The organism is Gilliamella sp. M0320, assembly GCF_016101635.1.
Classification (GTDB): domain Bacteria; phylum Pseudomonadota; class Gammaproteobacteria; order Enterobacterales; family Orbaceae; genus Gilliamella; species Gilliamella apis.
Window position 1 is genome coordinate 69327 of record NZ_JACFQD010000008.1, and the last position, 21104, is coordinate 90430.

Sequence of the window (21104 nt, forward strand, 5' to 3'; positions counted from 1 at the left end):
TTTTCTTTTTAATACCGAGTAGTGTAGCATAAGTACCAAACTGTTTGAGCAAAAAATTAGTTACTGTGGCGAAAAATCAACTCTCAAAAAATCAACAAAGGCGTATGGCCGCTAAGCATCAACAGCGTTTAGAAACCAAGTTAGATGACAATCTGGCTAATTTTTCTGCGCCTCGTGATGGTGTGGTGGTGAGTCGCTTTGGCAAATCAGCGGATGTTGAAGATAATGCTGGCAACATCTACCGATGTAGTATTCGTCGTACTTTACCATCATTAGTGACCGGCGATAAAGTATTGTGGCGTGAAAGTTTAGAACCAAATACTAATGGTATTATTGAAGCTGTTCATCCGCGCCATTCTGAATTAGTGCGACCTGATTTTTATGATGGGGTTAAGCCTGTTGCAGCAAATGTTGATCAAATTGTTATTATTTCAGCCGTATTACCGGAATTATCGTTTAATATCATCGATCGCTATTTAGTTGCTTGTGAAGCAACCAATATCACACCGATTATTGTTTTGAATAAAATCGATTTGCTTGATGAGCACAAAAAACAGGAAATTGAGCAGCAGTTACAAATTTACACTAAAATTGGTTATCAAGTTTTATATGTTTCATGTCTATCACAGCAGGGTATAGAACCTTTACAAAAGGTACTGGATGACAAAATATCTATATTGGTTGGCCAATCTGGTGTGGGTAAATCAAGTATTATTAATCTGCTATTACCTCATGATCAATCGACGTTAACTGGTGAGGTGTCTGAGATATCAGGCCTTGGTCAACATACCACAACTTCAACTCGACTTTACCATTTACCTAATGGTGGTGATATTATTGATTCGCCGGGAATTCGAGAATTCGGTTTATGGCATTTAGAGCCAGAGCAAGTTATTGGTGGTTTTGTTGAATTTGATGATTATTTAGGAGGTTGCCAATTTAGGGATTGCAATCACTTAGATACACCAGGGTGTCTATTGCAAAAAGCGGTATCAGAAGGAGCAATCGCTCCATCAAGATTAGATAATTATCATCGAATTTTGCAATCAATGCGTGAGGTTAAAGCGAAAACCAATAAGAGTTATAAATAGCCATTAATAATTAGCAGATTTTTATTTTTGATATGTTGCCGAATATTGCTCACAAGTAGTGTTGTGAGCAATAAAATAAACTATCGCTATTTAGTGATTTTTTAATGCGAAACCAATAGCAATATAGGCAAAACCTTGGAAAACTAGATCGATACCTAAAAACATTCCTAATACCCAAACACTATCATATGGCCAACCAGCAATTAGCATTAGCCCTAAAATGATGTTAATAATTCCCGAAAAGACTACCCATCCCCAACGAGGGATATTGCGATTACTCATCGCAGCAAAAATTTGGCTAAATCCACTAATAGTCAATAATAATGAAATCAGTAAAGTTAGTGCTGATGAAACGGCAATCGGTTGGAAAAAAGCCATCCCACCAATAAAGATATATAAAATCCCCATGATTGCCCATAAGGCAGTTTGGCCAAAACCTTTGATATTAAATGCATGTACAACTTGAATGATGCCTGCAATTAATAGCAGTGACCCGATAAAATAAACAGAAAAAACGGTAGCCATGAATTGATAACCCAATGCCAAGCAACCGAGAACAATCAAAATCACACCAATTACAATAAACCAATTCGCTTTATGTTTAACATCTTGAATAGTGTTTTTATTAGTTGTCATATTAATTTCCTATTTTTGTTGTTAATGTAAAGAATTAAACAATTAAACAAATACTATCTTGCAAAGTTAACTTTTACTTATATTATTTTAGAAAAGGGCAAGGTATATAGGTGATGCAAAATACTTAGTGAAAATCAGAGGCTATATTTTCACTAAGTATAATATTTAAGCAATATAATAAAACGAATTTCGCACTTAAATTTTATCTTTCAGTGCTTCATCTAAAGTTGAATAAAACATTAATTTGTTTGGAATTGGTACAATTTTTGCTCGGGCTAAAGTTTTTAATGGTTGAAATTGTAATTCACAAATTGAGAGCTCCACCTGTGCAGGTAATTCATCAATGAAGTGAATAAGCGCATTTAAGCCACCAGCATCAAGAATAGGTACTGCATCCCACTGAAGAACAATGTGTTGATAACCATTAATTTTTTGGTATAACTCTAAAAAGGTACGCTCAGCAGCGGCAAAAAACAATGGACCACTAATACGTAGTACTAATGTTTTCTCATTTCCTTGACTTAATTCGACCAAACGAGTCATTCTTGCAATGCGACGCATAAATAAGATAGAAGCTAATACAATACCAATTGTTATAGCGATAACCATATCAAATAATACAGTCAGTGACATGCAAATAAGCATAATTATAATATCATCTTTAGGGGCACGTTTGATGATATAAATAACTCTCTGCACGGCACTCATATTCCATGCAACAATTAATAATAATGCTGCCATTGCAGATAATGGAATAAAAGATAATAATGGCGCAAAACAGATGAGTGCCAATAAAACAATTAACGCATGCAATACCGCAGCAATGGGGGAAGTTGCCCCAGCTTTTACATTTGCTGCTGATCGTGCAATAGCTGCTGTTGCTGAAATTCCACCAAAAAATGGCGCAATGATATTACCTAGACCTTGGCCAATCAATTCACTATTAGAATGATGTTTAGTATGTGTCATTTCATCTAAAACTACAGCACAAAGTAGTGATTCAATAGCACATAACATTGCCATAGTGATTGAGATTGGAATTAACGCACTGAATGTTGTCCAATCCCAAGTAAAACCAGCATGTTCCCATGGTAAGATAAATTCTGGTAAAACTGGTGGAATACCATGTCCAACAGTGTTATCGGCTAATGTATAAGTGAATCGTGAGCCAATTGTTTCTATTTGATAGCCAAATTGATTGAAGATTAACATTATTAATACACCCGCGACTAATGCTGGTAAATGGCCAGAAATTTTCATTCGAAATTTTGGCCAAACAATTAGCACAATAAGTGTTATTAATCCTACTGATGTATCTGCGATATTAATTGTTGGCAACTTCCTCACTAGTTCAATAACTTTATTGATGTAGTTTTCCGGCATATGTTCCAGTGTTAAACCAAAAAAGTCTTTAATTTGCATCGTTGCAATTGTTATTGCAATACCAGAGGTAAAACCTAATACCACCGGTAGTGGAATGTATTCAATCAATCGCCCTAAACGAATCACACCCATTAATATCAAAAAAACTCCAGAAAGTAGGGTGGCAATTAACAGTCCGGATAAACCAAATTGTATTGAAACCGGATATAAAATTACCACAAAAGCTGCTGTTGGACCGGAAACGCTGAAACGAGAACCGCCTGTCAGTGCTATCACGAAACCAGCAATAATCGCAGTATATAGGCCATGCTGAGGTGCAACACCACTCGCAATAGCTAACGCCATAGCCAGCGGAATAGCGATAATACCAACGGTTATTCCGGCAATGAGATCTTTAAGAAAACGCGTTGTGTTGTATGGAGTAGTTATGCAGGCTGATATAAACGCACAGCTAATTTTAGTACCAGAAAGGCCATATAATTTCATTATGTTTTAAATCAATTAAATGAGTTATAAAAAGTAGCTAATAAGATAATCTTTTTTTTAAAAATTGAAAGAGTGTTATTAAAATAATTACATGATTTTCAGTTAAATTATGTCATTAATAGTATACAATGATCAAAAAAGCACTCATATTTTCCACTTATATTGTTGATTATAGGTAGGAGTCATTATGTCTTTTATAAAACACTCTTTTTTTATCCAGTTTTTAATCGTCGCAATTTTATTGCTGATATTTTCCCCCCTCAGTTTGGCAACAATGATGACATCAGGCTCAAAGACCGCGTATCACTATGTTAAACAACCAACTGCTGTACCAGCTGGTTATCAAGCATTTTATATTGATCATATTGGTCGCCATGGTTCCCGTTATATCAGCAAAGCTAAATATGAAGATATTGCTTATAAAATTTTAGTATTGGCGGAAAAAAATAATCAATTAACTGAAAAAGGGAAATTATTATTAACGCAAATTACTACTATTAAAGAACTTAATAAAGATCATTATGGTGAACTTAGTGATCTTGGTCGAAAAGATATAAGTTTAATTAGTCAACGGATGTTAAACAATAATCCAACAGTGTTTAAAGGTCAAAAAATAGCGGTTATTTCATCAACTTCTCCACGGGCTAAAGAAACGGCTGAAATCTTTATTAATACATTCAAAACCAAATATCCTAATCTAAACGTTCATCAACAACCAGAAGATCAGCAAACGTTGTTACGTTTTTTCGAATATTCGCCTGCTTATGCTAAATATAAGAAAAATAAAATAATTAAAAATACGCTAAAATCATTAGAAAATGCCCCTAAATCAATAGAAATGAGTGAAAATATCGCAAGGCTGATCTTTACATCTAATTTTATTCATCAATTGAATAATGGTATCTCGCTATCAGAAAATTCTATAGTTAAAACGCAAAATTTTGTGCTTGCTGTTTATCAACTTTATCAAGAATTATTATCCTTTTCACCACCATTATTAGCCGACAATCATCTTGATTTTAGCGGTTACTTCACCAAAGATCAGCTATTATGGTTTAGCACTGTCGTCACCGCAAAAAATTATTTACAAATTGGTCCTGCTTTTGATAGTAATGGTATCCAAATTAAGATTGCTGCACCATTATTATTAGATATGTTAAAAACAGCTGATAGTGCGATAGCTAATAATAATATTGATGCCAATTTGCGCTTTGCTCATGCCGAAACTGTATCTCCGTTAGCAACATTGATGGAAATTGAAGGTACCAATATAGTAGCTAATCCAGTAAGTGATTATCCTTCCGTTTGGCAAGCCGACAAAATTATTCCAATGGCAGCAAATATTCAATGGATTTTTTATAAAAGTGAACAAGCTGATCAGCCTATATTGGTTAAAGTCATGTTAAATGAGCGAGAAGTCCATTTACCTTTAAAAACCAACGATTACCCTTATTATCAATGGGACGAATTGAAGAAGTTCTATAAAAATAAATTAAATAACTGGGGGCTTACCGACCAAGGAGTGGTATTAAAATGGCTAAATAAAATTAAATAAATACGTTATATTTACTTAAAAAATTTAGAATATCTTTCCTTTAAGACCGCATAGTTAAACTTGTAGCCAAAATGTTGCTGGGCCGTCATTAATCAGTGATACTTGCATATCGGCTGCAAATTGCCCTGTTTGTGTTTCAATATGCTGTTGGCACTGTTTGACAAAAAATTGGTAAAGCTCATTGGCCATATCTGGCGAAGCCCCTTTTGTAAAACTTGGCCGCATACCTTTTTGAGTATCAGCGGCTAGTGTAAACTGAGAAACAACCAATAGTTTGCCATTAATTTGTTGAACATTGAGGTTCATCTTGCCATCATTGTCACTGAAAATACGATAGCCAAGTACTTTTTCACTTAAACGGATCGCTTTTTGTTCATTATCGCCTTGTTCAACACCAAGTAAAACTAATAATCCCTGATCTATTTCACCAATAATTTGGTTATTTACAGAAACTGAAGCGTGTTTTACTCGTTGGATTAAGGCAATCATTTTTATATTACTCCGATTGGGATGAATGTTTTAGATGCATTTTGTTATGTCTATTATAGTCGGTGAGTGTTGCAGCAAATTCGGCGCCAAATAAGACAATACACCAAGAACAATATATCCAAACTAACATAATAGGAATTGAGGATACTACACCATAAATAAGTTGATAAGTAGGAAATGATGTCACGTACAGCGCAAAAGCACGTTTACCAATTTCAAATAATATCGCTGCGACTAATGCGCCAATTAAGGCTTCTTTAAATGGTACCGATTCGGTAGGTATAATACTGTAAAGTAACCAAAATCCGACAATAGATATAATAAATGGTAAGGTACTTAGTAGTACATCACCGCTGGCTGCATCGGATAACCATTTTAGTGAAAATATATAAGAGCTTACAGCAACACTTGAACCAACTAAAATAGGGCCTAAAGTCAAAATGGTCCAATACATAGTTAAGTTGTACATGAACGAACGTTTCCGCTTAGTTCGCCAGATACGATTAAGTGCGTTATTAATAGAGTTAATAAGTAATAATGATGTCACTATTAAGCCGATAATTCCGACCAAGGTCATTTTTCTGGTATTGGCGATAAATTGCTCAAGATAATTTTGGATAGTATCACTAGCAGTTGGAACGAGATTACTATAAATGAGTTGCTTTAATGATTGACTCACCTCGTCAAACATAGGAAAGGCTGAGAGTAATGCAAAAATTACCGTTATCAGGGGGACTAATGCAAGTATAGTTGTGTAAGCTAGTTCTGCTGCTGAAGTAGTTAATCTATCATGATTTATTCGAGCCCACAACATTACTAAAAATGACTGCATATGCTTAAGTATATTCATAATATACCTTCATTTAGTTAGAAAGAATGCAATTATTGATCCCGTTACCTTTTAATGTGTTTAATATTTTTTGTGCATCAGTTTTATTTGTATATGGGCCAACAGTAACTCGATATAACTGTTGACTGGAGGTTATATTACCACTAATACCAGTCATAGCTAGAGATGCTTTTAATGTGTCTGCATTTGTTTTTTCTTTAAATGCACCGCACTGTAGTAACCATTTATTATTTTCAGTATTGGTTGATGTAGTTGGTGTTGTAGAAGAATTATTGATAAAACTATCTAATATTTGTTGCCTTTCACTTGCAGTGGAATTAGTATCACTACTCGCGTTCGGTGTTTCTAATTCTTTAAGATAGGTCCAACGTTCTTGTGGTTGTTCAGGTAAAGTTGCTACCGGCGACTCAGTTTTTACTTTTGGTCGCTCAATAGGTTTTTCTGGGTGATTTGTTGATAGTAAATATAAAATAGCAGAAAACAAAACAATAATGATAACTGCAAGAACTATCATTAACGATGGTAATATTCGTGACTTATTCTTTTTAGCTTTTGATTTTGATTGGCTCTTTTTTCTTACATAATCACGTTGAACCACAATATGCTCTCTTTTCTTTCATTCATATAAATTGAAATAACAGTATATAAATAAAAAAAGTGGCTTACACCACTTTTTTTCAATTTTCTTTAACTCTATTGTCAACAGATTAGAACATTAAGCTAGTGCTTTAATCTGTTTAATTAAATTCGCTTTATGACGTGCAGCTTTGTTTCTGTGGATTAGACCACGAGCCGCTTGACGGTCAACAACTGCTTGCATGTCTTTGAATGCTACTTCAGCTGTTTGTTTATCACCAGCTGCAACAGCTGCGTAAACTTTTTTAACATAAGTACGCATCATTGAACGGTTACTAGCATTATGTTTACGACGTTTTTCGGATTGAACCGCACGCTTTTTAGCTGATTTGATATTAGCCAAAGTCAACTCCCAAGTTTAAATAAAAATACATATTAATAAGGCGGGGAAATATGCCTGATTTTCTTTCCATTGTCAATGCTGTTACATAAAAAAATTTACTATAAAAAGTACAAAGCACAAATTTCGAGTAATGTTTACTATATAACCGATATTGATTGTAACCTAATTAGAAATTTTATGTTAGAATAGCAAAAATTTTATTGTTTTTATATTTATAAGAGGAAGTCTCATGTCTATCATTAGAATGCAAAATCTTGATCTAAAAGGGAAACGTTTATTTATTCGCTCAGATCTTAATGTGCCTGTTAAAAATGGTAAGGTTACTTCAGATGCGCGAATCAAAGCATCATTACCTACTATTGAAGAAGCCATTAAAAAAGGTGCTAAAGTAATGGTTACTTCTCATATTGGCCGACCAACTGAAGGCGAATATAACCCAGAGTTCTCTTTACAACCTGTGGTTGATTACTTAAAAGAACATGTTTCTTTCCCTGTTCGTTTAGTTAAAGATTACCTTGATGGTGTTGATGTTAACGAAGGTGAACTTGTCGTTCTTGAAAACGTACGTTTTAATGTTGGTGAAGGTAAAGATGATGAAACTTTATCTAAAAAATATGCGGCTCTTTGCGACATTTATGTAATGGATGCGTTTGGTACTGCTCACCGTGCTCAAGCTTCAACTCACGGTGCTGGTAAGTTTGCTCCAGTTGCTTGTGCAGGTCCATTATTAGCTGCTGAACTTGATGCATTAGGTAAAGCACTTGATAATCCAGCCCGTCCGATGGTTGCGATTGTTGCTGGTTCTAAAGTATCAACTAAATTAACAGTTCTTGATTCTTTATCAAAAATCGCTGATCAAATTATTGTTGGTGGTGGTATCGCTAATACCTTTATCGCAGCTGAAGGCTATAATGTAGGTAAATCACTTTATGAAGCTGATTTAATTCCTGAAGCGAAAAAATTAATGGCTAATTGTCATATTCCAGTTCCAACTGACGTTCGTGTAGCAACAGAATTTAGCGAAACAGCAACGGCAACTGAAAAATCAGTTAAAGATGTGAAAGAAAATGAACAAATCCTTGATTTAGGTGATGAGTCAGCAGAAGCGTTAGCTGATATTATCAAAAAAGCAAAAACCATTTTATGGAATGGCCCTGTCGGTGTGTTTGAGTTCCCTAATTTCCGTCGTGGTACTGAAATTGTTGCTAAAGCAATTGCTGATAGCCAAGGATTCTCAATCGCTGGTGGTGGTGATACATTAGCTGCAATTGACTTATTTGGTATTGAAGATAAAATTTCTTATATTTCTACTGGTGGTGGAGCATTCCTTGAATTTGTTGAAGGTAAAAAACTACCAGCTGTTGCAATGTTAGAAGAGAGAGCAAAAGCTTAATATTCTATTTCGATAATAAGGATGAGCCAATTACTCATCCTTTACTTTTTATATAAATAAATCTATAGGAATTAAAATGGCTACAAAGATTTCTGATGTCGTTAAACCTGGTGTTGTTACTGGTGATGATGTTCAAAAAGTTTTTCAAATCGCGCGTGAGAATAATTTTGCTTTACCTGCTGTTAACTGTGTTGATACAAATACAATTAACGCAGTAATTGAAACTGCCGCTAAAGTTGGTTCTGCTGTTATCGTTCAATTCTCTAATGGCGGTGCTCAATTTATCGCTGGTAAAGGCTTAAAATTAGATGGACAAGAAGCGGCTGTTTTAGGTGCGGTTTCAGGTGCTAAACATGTTCACCTAATGGCTGAAAAATATGGTGTGCCAGTTATTCTTCATACTGACCACTGTGCTAAAAAACTTCTTCCATGGGTTGATGGATTACTTGACGCTGGTGAAGCTCACTTTGCTAAAACAGGTAAACCTTTATTCTCTTCTCATATGATCGATCTTTCCGAAGAAACATTAAAAGATAATATTGATATTTGTTGTCAATATCTTGCTCGTATGTCTGCGATGAAAATGACATTAGAGTTAGAATTAGGTTGTACTGGTGGTGAAGAAGACGGCGTAGATAATAGTCATATGGATAGTTCTGCATTGTATACACAACCAGAAGATGTTGCTTATGCTTATGAACGTTTAAGCGAAATTAGCCCACGTTTTACTATTGCTGCATCATTCGGTAATGTTCACGGTGTTTACAAACCAGGTAACGTGAAATTAACGCCAAAAATTTTAGATAATTCTCAAAAATATGTATCTGAGAAATTCAATTTACCAGCTAAATCATTAAACTTCGTTTTCCATGGTGGTTCAGGTTCAACACAAGAAGAAATTGCTGAAGCAGTTAGCTATGGTGTTGTTAAAATGAATATCGATACTGATACTCAATGGGCAAACTGGGCTGGTATTTTAGATTACTACAAAGCAAACGAAGCTTATCTTCAAGGTCAATTAGGTAACCCTGAAGGTGTTGATGCGCCGAATAAAAAATATTACGATCCACGTGTATGGTTACGTAAAGGACAAGAATCTTTAGTTGCTCGTTTAGAACTTGCATTTAAAGAACTTAACGCTATTGACGTACTGTAAAATTTTCTAATATTTTTTATTGTATATAAAGAAGCAGAGCAATAAACTCTGCTTTTGTTTTATTCTTCAACAAATAAATGTTGCATTTTTGTATTAGTTATAGGATAATTTCGCCCTCATTTAACTTAGGGGAGCTGTCTATTTATTAATAGCTATTATTAATAGAAGCGTTTGCACCCGAGAAAAGGAAACTAAAATGGCAAAAAAAGTACAAGCCTACATCAAGTTGCAAGTTGCAGCTGGTGCAGCAAATCCTAGTCCACCAGTTGGTCCAGCACTTGGTCAACACGGTGTGAATATTATGGAATTCTGTAAAGCATTTAACGCTAAAACAGAAAGCATGGAAAAAGGTTTACCTATTCCTGTAGTTATTACTGTATATTCTGACCGTTCATTCACTTTTGTAACTAAGACTCCTCCAGCCGCTGTATTATTAAAGAAAGCCGCTAAAATCAAGTCTGGTTCTGGTGAACCGAATAAGAAAAAAGTCGGTAAAGTAACTAGCGCTCAAATTCGCGAAATCGCTGAATTAAAAGCTGCTGATATGAATGGTGCAACCATTGAAACGATGATGCGTTCTATCGAAGGAACTGCACGTTCAATGGGCTTGGAAGTGGAGGGTTAATTCATGGCTAAATTATCTAAGAAAGCTAAACTTATCCGCGAAAAAGTAAACGCAACTAAACTATATGATATCAATGAAGCAGTCGCTTTATTAAAAGAACTTGCTACAGCTAAATTCACTGAAAGCGTTGATGTTGCTGTTAATTTAGGTATCGACTCACGTAAATCAGATCAAAATGTACGTGGTGCTATCGTTCTTCCACATGGTACAGGACGTAGTGTTCGTGTTGCTGTATTTACTCAAGGTGCAAACGCTGATGCTGCTAAAGAAGCTGGTGCTGAATTAGTTGGTATGGATGATCTAGCAGATCAAATCAAAAAAGGCGAAATGAACTTTGACGTTGTTATCGCATCTCCAGACGCAATGCGTGTTGTTGGTCAATTAGGTCAAATTTTAGGACCTCGTGGCTTAATGCCAAACCCTAAAGTTGGTACTGTAACACCTAACGTTGCTGAAGCTGTTAAAAATGCTAAAGCAGGTCAAATCCGTTACCGTAATGATAAAAATGGTATTATCCATACTACTATCGGTAAAGCTGATTTTGATGCAGATAAACTTAAAGAGAATTTAGAAGCATTACTTGTTGCTTTAAAACGTGCAAAACCAGCATCTTCAAAAGGTGTATTTGTGAAAAAAGTTAGTCTTTCTACTACAATGGGCGCTGGTGTTGCTATCGATCAAGCAACTTTAAATGCATCTGTTTAATTAACAATTAAACAAAGAATCGGTTGGTGTCTGGCCTTAACCAGACCCCGTCCAAGACCGTAGGTGTAATTGATATTTAATTACTTAATTTTCCTACGTAGACGGTGACAGAACCTGATAAGATATAATACAGGAATTCTGCTCATCGTGATTGTGCTAGCTACATTTGTAGTTAGTTAAAGTAATTCTAGGCTTTGCCTAGTTTAATCCAGGAGCAATACCAATGGCACTAAATCTTCAAAATAAACAAGAAATTGTTGCTGAAGTTAATGAAATAGCCAAAGGTGCGCTATCTGCAGTTGTTGCTGATTCTCGTGGCGTAACTGTAGAAAAAATGACTGCATTACGTAAATCTGCTCGTGAAGCTGGTGTTTATATGCGTGTTGTTCGTAACACCTTATTACGCCGTGTTGTTGAGGGAACTCAATACGAGTGTTTAAAAGATACGTTTGTTGGTCCAACTCTAATTGCGTTTTCAAATGAGCACCCAGGTGCTGCAGCGCGTATTTTTAAAGCGTTTGCAAAAGAAAATGATAATTTTGAGATTAAAGCCGCAGCCTTTGAAGGTGAGTTGATTACTGCAGCGAACATTGATCGCTTAGCAACATTACCTACTTATGAAGAAGCATTAGCTCGCTTGATGTCAACCATGAAAGAAGCCGCAGCTGGCAAATTGGTTCGTACTCTTGCAGCGGTTCGCGATCAAAAACAAGCTGCTTAATTGCGGTATGATTGTGAATTTTATTAATTAAAAAAATGTAAATTTGGGAAACTATATTATGTCTATCACTAAAGAACAAATTTTAGATGCAGTTGCTGAAATGTCTGTAATGGATGTTGTTGAACTTGTATCTATGATGGAAGAAAAATTTGGCGTTTCTGCAGCAGCAGCTGTAGCAGTTGCAGCAGCGGGTCCAGCTGAAGCAGCAGAAGAAAAATCTGAATTTGATGTAATCTTAAAAGATGTTGGTGCTAACAAAGTAGCTGTTATCAAAGCAGTTCGTGGTGCAACTGGTTTAGGCTTAAAAGAAGCTAAAGACCTTGTTGAATCAGCTCCAGCAACTGTTAAAGAAGGTGTTAGTAAAGCTGACGCAGATGAACTTAAAAAGGCACTTGAAGAATCTGGTGCAGTTGTCGAACTTAAGTAAGTTTATCGATAACAAGCTAACTGGCTGGGGGTTTTATACCTCCAGCCTTTTTGCGCTGTAATAAGTCAAAGAATTTTATTTGAAGATTATCAATAAAAAGTAATAAAGAAATAATATATTTATTAAGCCTAATCATTTGATATTTATAGATATTTTCGATGAGGTGTCAGGCGTTATTATTTCGTAGTACCCTGATGAATATTTAATCATGCTAAAATAGCAGATAAGCAAGTTGAGGAACTAATGGTTTACTCTTATACCGAGAAAAAACGAATTCGTAAGAATTTTGGTAAGCGTCCACAAGTCTTGGATATACCGTATCTTCTTTCTATTCAACTTGATTCGTTCCAGAAGTTTATTGAGCAAGACCCTGAAGGTCAATATGGTTTAGAAGCCGCTTTTCGTTCAATATTTCCGATAAAAAGTTATAGTGGTAGCGCTGAGTTACAATACGTGAGCTTTAAGATGGGCGAACCTGTATTTGATGTAAAAGAATGTCAAATTAGAGGGATCACTTACTCAGCACCATTGCGCGTTAAATTACGTTTAGTTATTTATGATAAAGATGCGCCAGAAGGAACAGTTAAAGATATTAAAGAGCAAGACGTCTACATGGGCGAAATTCCTTTAATGACTGACAATGGTACGTTTGTGATTAACGGTACAGAGCGTGTTATCGTTTCACAATTACACCGTAGTCCAGGTGTGTTCTTTGATAGTGATAAAGGTAAAACACACTCTTCTGGTAAAGTTTTATATAATGCTCGGATTATTCCTTATCGTGGCTCTTGGCTTGATTTCGAATTTGATCCAAAAGATAATCTTTTTGCTCGTATTGACCGTCGTCGTAAACTTCCTGCAACAATCATTTTGCGTGCGTTAGGTTATGAAACTGAAGAAATTTTAGATATGTTCTTCGAAAAAACTATTTTCGAAGTGGGCAAATCAAAATTAAAAATGGATCTTGTACCAGAGCGTTTACGTGGTGAAACAGCGTTATTTGATATTGAATCAAAAGGCAAAGTTTACGCAGAGAAAGGTCGTCGTATTACAGCTCGTCATATTCGTGAGCTTGAAAAAGATAAAGTAACTAAGATCGATGTTCCAGTTGAATATATTGTTAATAAAGTATTAGCGAAAGATTATGTGAATCAAGAAACTGGTGAAGTTGTTGCTTTTGCTAATACACCAATTTCATTAGAACTATTGCTTGAATTAACTAATGCAGGCTATAAGAAAATTGAAACATTATTCACTAATGATTTAGATCATGGTGCATTTATTTCTGAAACCTTAAATGTTGACTCTACTCGAGATCGACTAGGTGCATTAGTTGAAATTTATCGAATGATGCGTCCTGGTGAGCCACCAACAAAAGAAGCAGCTGAAGCTTTATTTGATAACTTATTCTTCTCTGATGAGCGTTATGACTTATCAGCAGTAGGTCGTATGAAGTTTAATCGTTCTTTAGGACGTGACGATATTGAAGGCGAAAGTGTCTTAACTAAAACTGATATCGTTGATGTAATGAAGAAATTGATCAGCATTCGTAATGGTCATGGTGAAGTCGATGATATCGATCACTTAGGTAACCGTCGTATCCGTAGTGTTGGTGAAATGGCTGAAAACCAATTCCGTATTGGTTTAGTTCGTGTAGAACGTGCGGTAAAAGAACGCTTATCACTAGGCGATCTTGAATCATTAATGCCACAAGATATGATTAATGCTAAACCAATTTCTGCGGCAATTCGTGAATTCTTTGGTTCTAGCCAGTTATCTCAGTTTATGGATCAAAACAATCCATTATCTGAAATTACTCACAAACGTCGTATTTCAGCATTAGGTCCTGGTGGTTTAACCCGTGAACGTGCCGGATTCGAAGTACGTGACGTACATCCTACCCATTATGGTCGTGTATGTCCGATTGAAACACCGGAAGGTCCAAACATCGGTTTGATTAACTCATTAGCGGTATATTCTCGTACTAATGAGTATGGATTCCTTGAGACTCCATATCGCCGAGTGGTTGATGGTGTGGTAACTGATGAAATTAACTATTTATCAGCAATCGACGAAAGTGAATTTGTTATTGCTCAGGCTAACTCAAATCTTGATGACGATGGTCGTTTTAAAGAAGATTTAGTGACTTGTCGTTTAAATGGTGAGTCTGGTTTATATAGCCCTGAACAAGTCCATTATATGGACGTATCAACACAACAAATCGTATCGGTTGGTGCTTCATTAATTCCATTCTTAGAACATGATGATGCTAACCGTGCATTGATGGGTGCAAACATGCAACGTCAAGCGGTACCAACGTTAAAAGCAGAAAAACCATTTGTTGGTACTGGTATGGAACGTGCAGTAGCAGTTGACTCAGGTGTAACTGCAGTTGCTCGTCGTGGTGGTACAGTACAATATGTTGATGCTTCACGCATCGTAATTAATGTTAACGATGATGAAATGTATGCTGGTGAAACAGGGATTGATATTTATAATTTAACTAAATATACCCGTTCAAACCAAAATACTTGTATTAACCAAATTCCATGTGTGGAATTAGGTGAAAAAGTTGAGCGTGGTGATGTCCTTGCTGACGGTCCATCAACTGACTTAGGTGAGTTAGCTTTAGGTCAAAACATGCGTGTGGCATTCATGCCATGGAATGGTTATAACTTTGAGGATTCTATTTTAGTTTCTGAAAAAGTGGTACAAGATGACCGTTTCACTTCGATTCATATTCAAGAATTATCTTGTGTATCTCGTGATACTAAACTAGGTGCAGAAGAAATTACCGCAGATATTCCAAATGTGGGTGAAGCGGCTCTTTCTAAACTAGATGAATCAGGTATTGTTTATATTGGTGCTGAAGTTAAAGGTGGCGATATTCTGGTTGGTAAAGTAACACCAAAAGGTGAAACACAATTAACACCAGAAGAAAAATTACTACGCGCTATTTTTGGTGAAAAAGCGTCAGATGTTAAGGATACTTCACTTCGTGTACCAAATGGTGTTTCAGGTACAGTTATTGATGTTCAAGTCTTTACTCGTGATGGTGTACAAAAAGATAAACGTGCACTTGAAATTGAAGAGATGCAACTTAAACAAGTTCGCAAAGACTTAACCGAAGAGCTTAAAATCCTTGAAGCAGCGTTATTTGCTCGTATTCGTGATGTATTAATTTCTGGCGGTATTAAAGCCGACAAATTAGATGCCTTACCACGTGAAAAATGGTTAACTATTGGTATTGCTAATGAGAGCAAACAAGCGCAATTAGAGCAACTTGCTGAACAGCATGATGAAATTAAAGCTGAGTTTAACAAAAAACTTGAAGCTAAACGTATGAAGATCACTCAAGGTGATGATTTACAACCTGGTGTGCTGAAAATTGTTAAAGTTTACTTAGCGGTTAAACGTCAAATTCAGCCTGGTGATAAGATGGCGGGTCGTCATGGTAACAAAGGGGTTATCTCTAAAATCAACCCAATTGAAGATATGCCATATGATGATAAAGGACGTCCAGTTGATATCGTATTGAATCCGCTAGGTGTTCCTTCACGTATGAATATTGGTCAGATTTTAGAAACTCACTTAGGTATGGCGGCGAAAGGTATTGGTCAAAAGATCGATGCTATGCTAAAAGAACAGCAAGAGTTAGCTAAATTACGTGATTTTATCCAAAAAGCTTATGACCTTGGTTTAGGTGCAGCGCAAAAAGTCAATGTTGCTGAATTTACCGATCAAGAAGTGATGACATTGGCGCAAAATTTACGTAATGGTATGCCACTTGCAACACCAGTATTTGATGGTGCAAAAGAGCAAGAAATTAAAGCATTACTTGAGCTCGGTGATTTACCAACTTCAGGTCAAATTACCTTGTTTGATGGTCGTACCGGTGAGCAATTTGAACGTCCAGTAACTGTAGGTTATATGTACATGTTGAAATTGAATCACTTAGTTGATGATAAGATGCATGCTCGTTCTACAGGCTCATATAGTTTGGTTACACAGCAACCGTTGGGTGGTAAAGCTCAATTTGGTGGTCAACGTTTCGGTGAGATGGAAGTGTGGGCACTTGAAGCATATGGTGCAGCTTATACCTTACAAGAAATGTTAACTGTTAAATCAGATGATGTGAACGGTCGTACTAAGATGTATAAAAATATTGTAGATGGTGATCATCGTATGGAACCTGCGATCCCAGAATCATTTAATGTATTGTTAAAAGAGATTCGTTCGTTAGGTATTAATATCGAGTTAGATGAAGAGTAATCTTAGCTAGCTAAAATGATTTCTATTTATAAGGGATAACTTATCAGTAATGATAAGTTATCTAATTGATTTAACTCCATAGGAGTCAATTGTGAAAGACTTACTAAAGTTTCTAAAAGCACAAACAAAAACTGAAGATTTTGATGCTATCAAGATTGGCCTTGCCTCTCCTGATATGATTCGTTCATGGTCTTTTGGTGAAGTTAAAAAACCTGAAACAATTAACTATCGTACGTTTAAACCTGAACGTGATGGATTGTTTTGTGCGCGTATTTTCGGGCCAGTTAAAGATTATGAATGTTTGTGTGGAAAATATAAACGTTTAAAACACCGTGGTGTTATTTGTGAAAAATGTGGTGTAGAAGTCACACAAGCTAAAGTACGTCGTGAACGTATGGGCCACATTGAACTTGCATCACCAACTGCACATATTTGGTTTTTAAAATCATTACCATCACGTATTGGTTTATTACTTGATATGCCACTTCGTGATATTGAACGAGTGCTTTATTTTGAATCATTTATGGTTCTTGATGGTGGCATGACTAATTTAGAACGTGGGCAAATCTTAACTGAAGAACAGTATTTAGATGCGTTAGAAGAGTTCGGTGATGAGTTTGATGCACGTATGGGTGCAGAAGCTATTCAAGAATTATTACGTAATATTGATGTTCAATCTGAATGTGAAGTATTACGTGATGAACTATCAACGACTAATTCTGAAACAAAACGTAAAAAGTTAACTAAAAGAATTAAGATCATTGAAGCATTTATTCAATCAGAAAATAAACCTGAATGGATGATCTTAAATGTGTTACCTGTGTTGCCACCAGATTTACGTCCATTAGTACCATTAGATGGTGGTCGTTTTGCAACATCAGACTTAAATGATTTATATCGTCGTGTTATCAACCGTAATAATCGTTTAAAACGTTTATTAGATTTAGCTGCACCAGATATTATTGTACGTAACGAAAAACGTATGTTACAAGAATCTGTAGACGCATTGTTAGATAATGGTCGTCGTGGTCGTGCAATCACTGGTTCAAATAAACGTCCACTAAAATCACTTGCCGATATGATTAAAGGTAAGCAAGGTCGTTTCCGTCAAAACCTATTAGGTAAACGTGTAGACTATTCAGGCCGTTCAGTAATTACTGTAGGTCCATACTTACGTTTACATCAATGTGGTTTACCGAAGAAAATGGCGCTTGAACTATTTAAACCATTTATTTACGGTAAATTAGAGCGTCGTGGTTATGCAACAACCATTAAAGCTGCTAAGAAAATGGTTGAACGTGAAGATGCAATTGTTTGGGATATCTTAGATGAAGTTATCCGTGAACATCCGGTATTATTAAACCGTGCACCAACACTTCACAGACTAGGTATTCAGGCATTTGAACCTATCCTAATTGAAGGTAAAGCGATCCAATTGCACCCATTAGTTTGTGCGGCATTCAATGCTGACTTCGATGGTGACCAAATGGCGGTTCACGTTCCATTAACGTTAGAAGCGCAATTAGAAGCGCGTGCGTTAATGATGTCAACCAACAATATTCTTTCGCCAGCAAGTGGTGAGCCTATTATCGTTCCATCTCAGGACGTGGTATTAGGTCTTTACTACATGACTCGTGATAAAGTCAATGCTAAAGGTGAAGGCATGGTATTAACCGGCCCTAAAGAAGCAGAAAAACTGTATCGTTTAGGTCTAGTTGAATTACATGCTAAAGTTAAAGTACGTATAACTGAAAGCCATCGTAACAGTATTGGTGAATGGGAAGATACAACTTCTGTAATTGATACTACTGTTGGTCGTGCTATCTTATGGTTAATTATGCCTAAAGGCATGAGTTTCTCAGTTATCAATCAGCCGCTTGGTAAAAAAGCGATTTCACGAATTTTAAATATTTGTTATCGCCAATTAGGCATGAAAGAAACTGTTATTTTAGCTGACCAAGTTATGTATACCGGCTTTGCTTATGCAGCTCGTTCTGGTGTATCGGTTGGTATTGATGATATGGAAATTCCTGCTAAGAAATTACAAATTATCAATGAAGCTGAAATCGAAGTTGCAGAAATTCAAGAACAGTTCCAATCAGGTTTAGTAACTGCTGGTGAACGTTATAACAAAGTTATCGATATTTGGGCAGCAGCTAATGAGCGTGTTGCTAAAGCGATGATGGATAACTTATCAACTGAAAAAGTTATTAACCGTGAAGGTAGAGAAGAAGTTCAATCTTCATTTAACAGCATCTATATGATGGCCGATTCTGGTGCTCGTGGTTCTGCAGCTCAGATTCGTCAGTTAGCGGGTATGCGTGGTTTGATGGCTAAACCAGATGGTTCAATCATCGAAACACCAATTACGGCAAACTTCCGTGAAGGATTAAACGTACTTCAATACTTTATCTCGACCCATGGTGCGCGTAAAGGTCTTGCTGATACCGCATTGAAAACAGCGAACTCAGGTTACTTAACTCGTCGTTTAGTTGATGTGGCTCAAGATTTAGTTGTTATTGAAGATGACTGTGGCACGTTAGAAGGTGTGGTAATGACACCTGTGATTGAAGGTGGTGATGTTAAAGAACCATTACGTGAACGTGTATTAGGTCGTGTAACAGCTGAAGACGTATTAAAACCAGGTAGTGCGGATATTTTAATCCCTCGCAATACATTACTTGATGAAAGTTATTGTGATCTACTTGAACAAGAATCTGTAGATAGCGTTAAAGTTCGTTCAGTAGTTTCGTGTGATACTGATTTTGGTGTTTGTGCGAAATGTTATGGACGTGACTTAGCTCGTGGTCACTTAGTGAACAAAGGTGAAGCAATCGGTGTTATCGCTGCTCAATCAATCGGTGAGCCAGGTACACAGTTAACCATGCGTACGTTCCATATCGGTGGTGCGGCATCACGAGCAGCAGCAGAATCTAGTGTTCAAGTTAAAAACAAAGGTAGTATTAAACTAACTAATGCTAAATTTGTAACTAACCCAGATCAGAAACTAGTTATTACTTCACGTAATGCTGAATTAACTATTATTGATGAATTAGGTCGAATGAAAGAAACTTATAAAGTTCCTTATGGCTCGATTCTAACTAAAGGTAATGGTGCAACTGTTGATGCTGGTGAAACGATAGCAAACTGGGATCCACATACAATGCCAGTTATTTCGGAAGCCAAAGGTTTTGTTCGTTTTGTTGATATGATCGATGGTCAAACTATTACTCGTCAAACTGATGAGTTAACAGGTTTATCCTCTATCGTGATCTTAGATGTAGCAGAACGTACTGGTGTTGGTAAAGATCTACGTCCAGCAATTAAAATTGTTGATGCTAAAGGTAATGATATCTTTGTGGCAGGTACAGAAATGCTTGCGCAGTACTTCTTACCAGGTAAAGCATTAGTACAATTAGAAGATGGTGCGGAAATTAATGTTGGTGATACACTTGCACGTATTCCACAAGCATCTGTAGGTACTAAAGATATCACCGGTGGTTTACCACGAGTTGCTGATTTATTTGAAGCTCGTAAACCTAAAGAGCCGGCAATTCTTGCTGAAATTGATGGTATTATCTCATTCGGTAAAGAAACTAAAGGTAAACGTCGCTTAATTATTACTCCACTAGATGGTAGTGAACCATATGAAGAGATGATTCCAAAATGGCGTCAACTTAACGTATTCGAAGGCGAACAAGTTGGCCGTGGTGATGTGATTTCTGATGGTCCTGAATCAGCACATGATATTTTACGTCTACGAGGTGTTAATGCAGTAACTCGTTACATTGTGAATGAAGTTCAAGAAGTTTATCGTTTACAAGGTGTAAAAATTAACGATAAACATATTGAAGTTATTGTTCGTCAAATGTTACGTAAAGCAACGGTTATTCATCCTGGTGGTTCTCGTTTACTTGATGGTGAACAACTTGAAGTTTCACGCTTGAAGATTATTAATCGTGAGCTTGAAGCACAAGGTAAAGAACCAATTGTTTACTTGCATGATTTACTTGGTATTACTAAAGCATCACTTACTACTGAGTCATTTATTTCTGCGGCATCGTTCCAAGAAACGACTCGCGTATTAACTGAAGCAGCAGTTGCAGGTAAAAATGATGAACTTCGTGGCCTGAAAGAAAACGTTATTGTTGGTCGCTTAATTCCAGCTGGTACTGGTTATGCATATCATAAAGAACGTTTGCGTAAACGCGCAATGCCATCTGATGATGCAATTCAACCAACAACTGTTTCAGCTGAGGAAGCTACAGCTAACTTAGCGGAATTATTGAATTCAGCAGAAGAAAATCAATAGATTTTAGATAAATCGATTAAAGTA

Annotated in this window: 16 protein-coding genes; 10 read left to right on the plus strand and 6 right to left on the minus strand. The window is 36.3% G+C overall.

Features of this window, described 5'->3' with window-relative positions; genetic code table 11:
• Nucleotides 1–65: 65 nt before the first annotated feature.
• Nucleotides 66–1091 carry a small ribosomal subunit biogenesis GTPase RsgA gene (gene rsgA / locus H3T83_RS10170; protein ID WP_198215690.1) on the plus strand — a complete coding sequence of 342 codons (1026 nt, stop codon included), beginning with the start codon at nt 66–68 and terminating at the stop codon, nt 1089–1091.
• A 90-nt stretch (nt 1092–1181) separates the two neighbouring features.
• Here the strand turns inward: rsgA and H3T83_RS10175 are convergent, their stop codons facing one another.
• Both H3T83_RS10175 and dauA read right to left on the minus strand, forming a co-directional pair.
• Nucleotides 1182–1727, minus strand: a complete 546-nt coding sequence (locus H3T83_RS10175) for an HdeD family acid-resistance protein (protein ID WP_198201746.1) — start codon at nt 1725–1727, stop codon at nt 1182–1184.
• Nucleotides 1728–1922: 195 nt separating this feature from the next.
• Nucleotides 1923–3596, minus strand: a complete 1674-nt coding sequence (dauA, locus tag H3T83_RS10180) for a C4-dicarboxylic acid transporter DauA (RefSeq protein WP_198215691.1) — start codon at nt 3594–3596, stop codon at nt 1923–1925.
• Between the two features lie 187 nt (nt 3597–3783).
• Here dauA and H3T83_RS10185 point away from each other — a divergent pair, with 187 nt between their 5' ends.
• Nucleotides 3784–5151, plus strand: coding sequence for a histidine-type phosphatase (locus tag H3T83_RS10185; protein WP_198215692.1), 1368 nt, complete (start codon nt 3784–3786; stop codon nt 5149–5151).
• Nucleotides 5152–5205: 54 nt separating this feature from the next.
• Here H3T83_RS10185 and dtd read toward each other — a convergent pair whose 3' ends face one another.
• The 4 genes from dtd to rpsT all read right to left on the minus strand — a co-directional run bounded on the left by dtd (nt 5206) and on the right by rpsT (nt 7469).
• Entirely contained in the window at nt 5206–5640 is a 435-nt protein-coding gene (gene dtd / locus H3T83_RS10190) for a D-aminoacyl-tRNA deacylase (protein WP_198215693.1), read from the minus strand.
• Between the two features lie 7 nt (nt 5641–5647).
• The gene (locus tag H3T83_RS10195; protein WP_086320892.1) at nt 5648–6490 is read right to left on the minus strand and encodes a virulence factor BrkB family protein; all 843 of its coding nucleotides are present in this window, start codon (nt 6488–6490) and stop codon (nt 5648–5650) included.
• A 13-nt stretch (nt 6491–6503) separates the two neighbouring features.
• Nucleotides 6504–7088, minus strand: a complete 585-nt coding sequence (locus H3T83_RS10200; protein ID WP_065578364.1) for an SPOR domain-containing protein — start codon at nt 7086–7088, stop codon at nt 6504–6506.
• A gap of 117 nt (nt 7089–7205) precedes the next feature.
• A complete protein-coding gene (gene rpsT, locus H3T83_RS10205; protein ID WP_034901681.1) occupies nt 7206–7469 on the minus strand; it encodes a 30S ribosomal protein S20 in 264 nt (87 codons plus the stop codon).
• 229 nt (nt 7470–7698) lie between these two features.
• Between rpsT and pgk the strand changes: the two genes are divergently transcribed.
• The 8 genes from pgk (at nt 7699) to rpoC (ending at nt 21080) form a co-directional block, all read left to right on the plus strand.
• Entirely contained in the window at nt 7699–8862 is a 1164-nt protein-coding gene (pgk, locus tag H3T83_RS10210) for a phosphoglycerate kinase (protein WP_198215694.1), read from the plus strand.
• Between the two features lie 76 nt (nt 8863–8938).
• A complete protein-coding gene (fbaA, locus tag H3T83_RS10215; RefSeq protein ID WP_065578362.1) occupies nt 8939–10018 on the plus strand; it encodes a class II fructose-bisphosphate aldolase in 1080 nt (359 codons plus the stop codon).
• Between the two features lie 196 nt (nt 10019–10214).
• Nucleotides 10215–10643 (plus strand): 50S ribosomal protein L11, encoded by a 429-nt coding sequence (gene rplK, locus H3T83_RS10220; RefSeq protein ID WP_034884321.1) that lies wholly within the window; start codon nt 10215–10217, stop codon nt 10641–10643.
• Nucleotides 10644–10646: 3 nt separating this feature from the next.
• On the plus strand, nt 10647–11348 hold the full coding sequence (rplA, locus tag H3T83_RS10225) for a 50S ribosomal protein L1 (RefSeq protein WP_034901675.1): 702 nt from the start codon (nt 10647–10649) through the stop codon (nt 11346–11348).
• Between the two features lie 223 nt (nt 11349–11571).
• Nucleotides 11572–12069, plus strand: a complete 498-nt coding sequence (gene rplJ / locus H3T83_RS10230; protein ID WP_034901673.1) for a 50S ribosomal protein L10 — start codon at nt 11572–11574, stop codon at nt 12067–12069.
• A gap of 58 nt (nt 12070–12127) precedes the next feature.
• Nucleotides 12128–12496: a 50S ribosomal protein L7/L12 gene (gene rplL, locus H3T83_RS10235; RefSeq protein ID WP_034901671.1), complete on the plus strand. Its 369-nt coding sequence runs from the start codon at nt 12128–12130 to the stop codon at nt 12494–12496.
• 243 nt (nt 12497–12739) lie between these two features.
• Nucleotides 12740–16768: a DNA-directed RNA polymerase subunit beta gene (gene rpoB / locus H3T83_RS10240; RefSeq protein ID WP_086320893.1), complete on the plus strand. Its 4029-nt coding sequence runs from the start codon at nt 12740–12742 to the stop codon at nt 16766–16768.
• Nucleotides 16769–16859: 91 nt separating this feature from the next.
• A complete protein-coding gene (gene rpoC, locus H3T83_RS10245) occupies nt 16860–21080 on the plus strand; it encodes a DNA-directed RNA polymerase subunit beta' (RefSeq protein ID WP_198215695.1) in 4221 nt (1406 codons plus the stop codon).
• Nucleotides 21081–21104 lie beyond the last annotated feature (24 nt).

What these genes read in the sequence shown, in the direction of transcription:
- H3T83_RS10195 (WP_086320892.1), bottom strand. Translation starts at nt 6,490, where the DNA reads ATGAATATACTTAAGCATATGCAGTCATTTTTAGTAATGTTGTGGGCT.
- rplJ (WP_034901673.1), top strand. Translation starts at nt 11,572, where the DNA reads ATGGCACTAAATCTTCAAAATAAACAAGAAATTGTTGCTGAAGTTAAT.
- dauA (WP_198215691.1), bottom strand. Translation starts at nt 3,596, where the DNA reads ATGAAATTATATGGCCTTTCTGGTACTAAAATTAGCTGTGCGTTTATA.
- H3T83_RS10175 (WP_198201746.1), bottom strand. Translation starts at nt 1,727, where the DNA reads ATGACAACTAATAAAAACACTATTCAAGATGTTAAACATAAAGCGAAT.
- dtd (WP_198215693.1), bottom strand. Translation starts at nt 5,640, where the DNA reads ATGATTGCCTTAATCCAACGAGTAAAACACGCTTCAGTTTCTGTAAAT.
- fbaA (WP_065578362.1), top strand. Translation starts at nt 8,939, where the DNA reads ATGGCTACAAAGATTTCTGATGTCGTTAAACCTGGTGTTGTTACTGGT.
- rplA (WP_034901675.1), top strand. Translation starts at nt 10,647, where the DNA reads ATGGCTAAATTATCTAAGAAAGCTAAACTTATCCGCGAAAAAGTAAAC.
- H3T83_RS10185 (WP_198215692.1), top strand. Translation starts at nt 3,784, where the DNA reads ATGTCTTTTATAAAACACTCTTTTTTTATCCAGTTTTTAATCGTCGCA.
- pgk (WP_198215694.1), top strand. Translation starts at nt 7,699, where the DNA reads ATGTCTATCATTAGAATGCAAAATCTTGATCTAAAAGGGAAACGTTTA.
- rpoB (WP_086320893.1), top strand. Translation starts at nt 12,740, where the DNA reads ATGGTTTACTCTTATACCGAGAAAAAACGAATTCGTAAGAATTTTGGT.
- rplK (WP_034884321.1), top strand. Translation starts at nt 10,215, where the DNA reads ATGGCAAAAAAAGTACAAGCCTACATCAAGTTGCAAGTTGCAGCTGGT.
- rplL (WP_034901671.1), top strand. Translation starts at nt 12,128, where the DNA reads ATGTCTATCACTAAAGAACAAATTTTAGATGCAGTTGCTGAAATGTCT.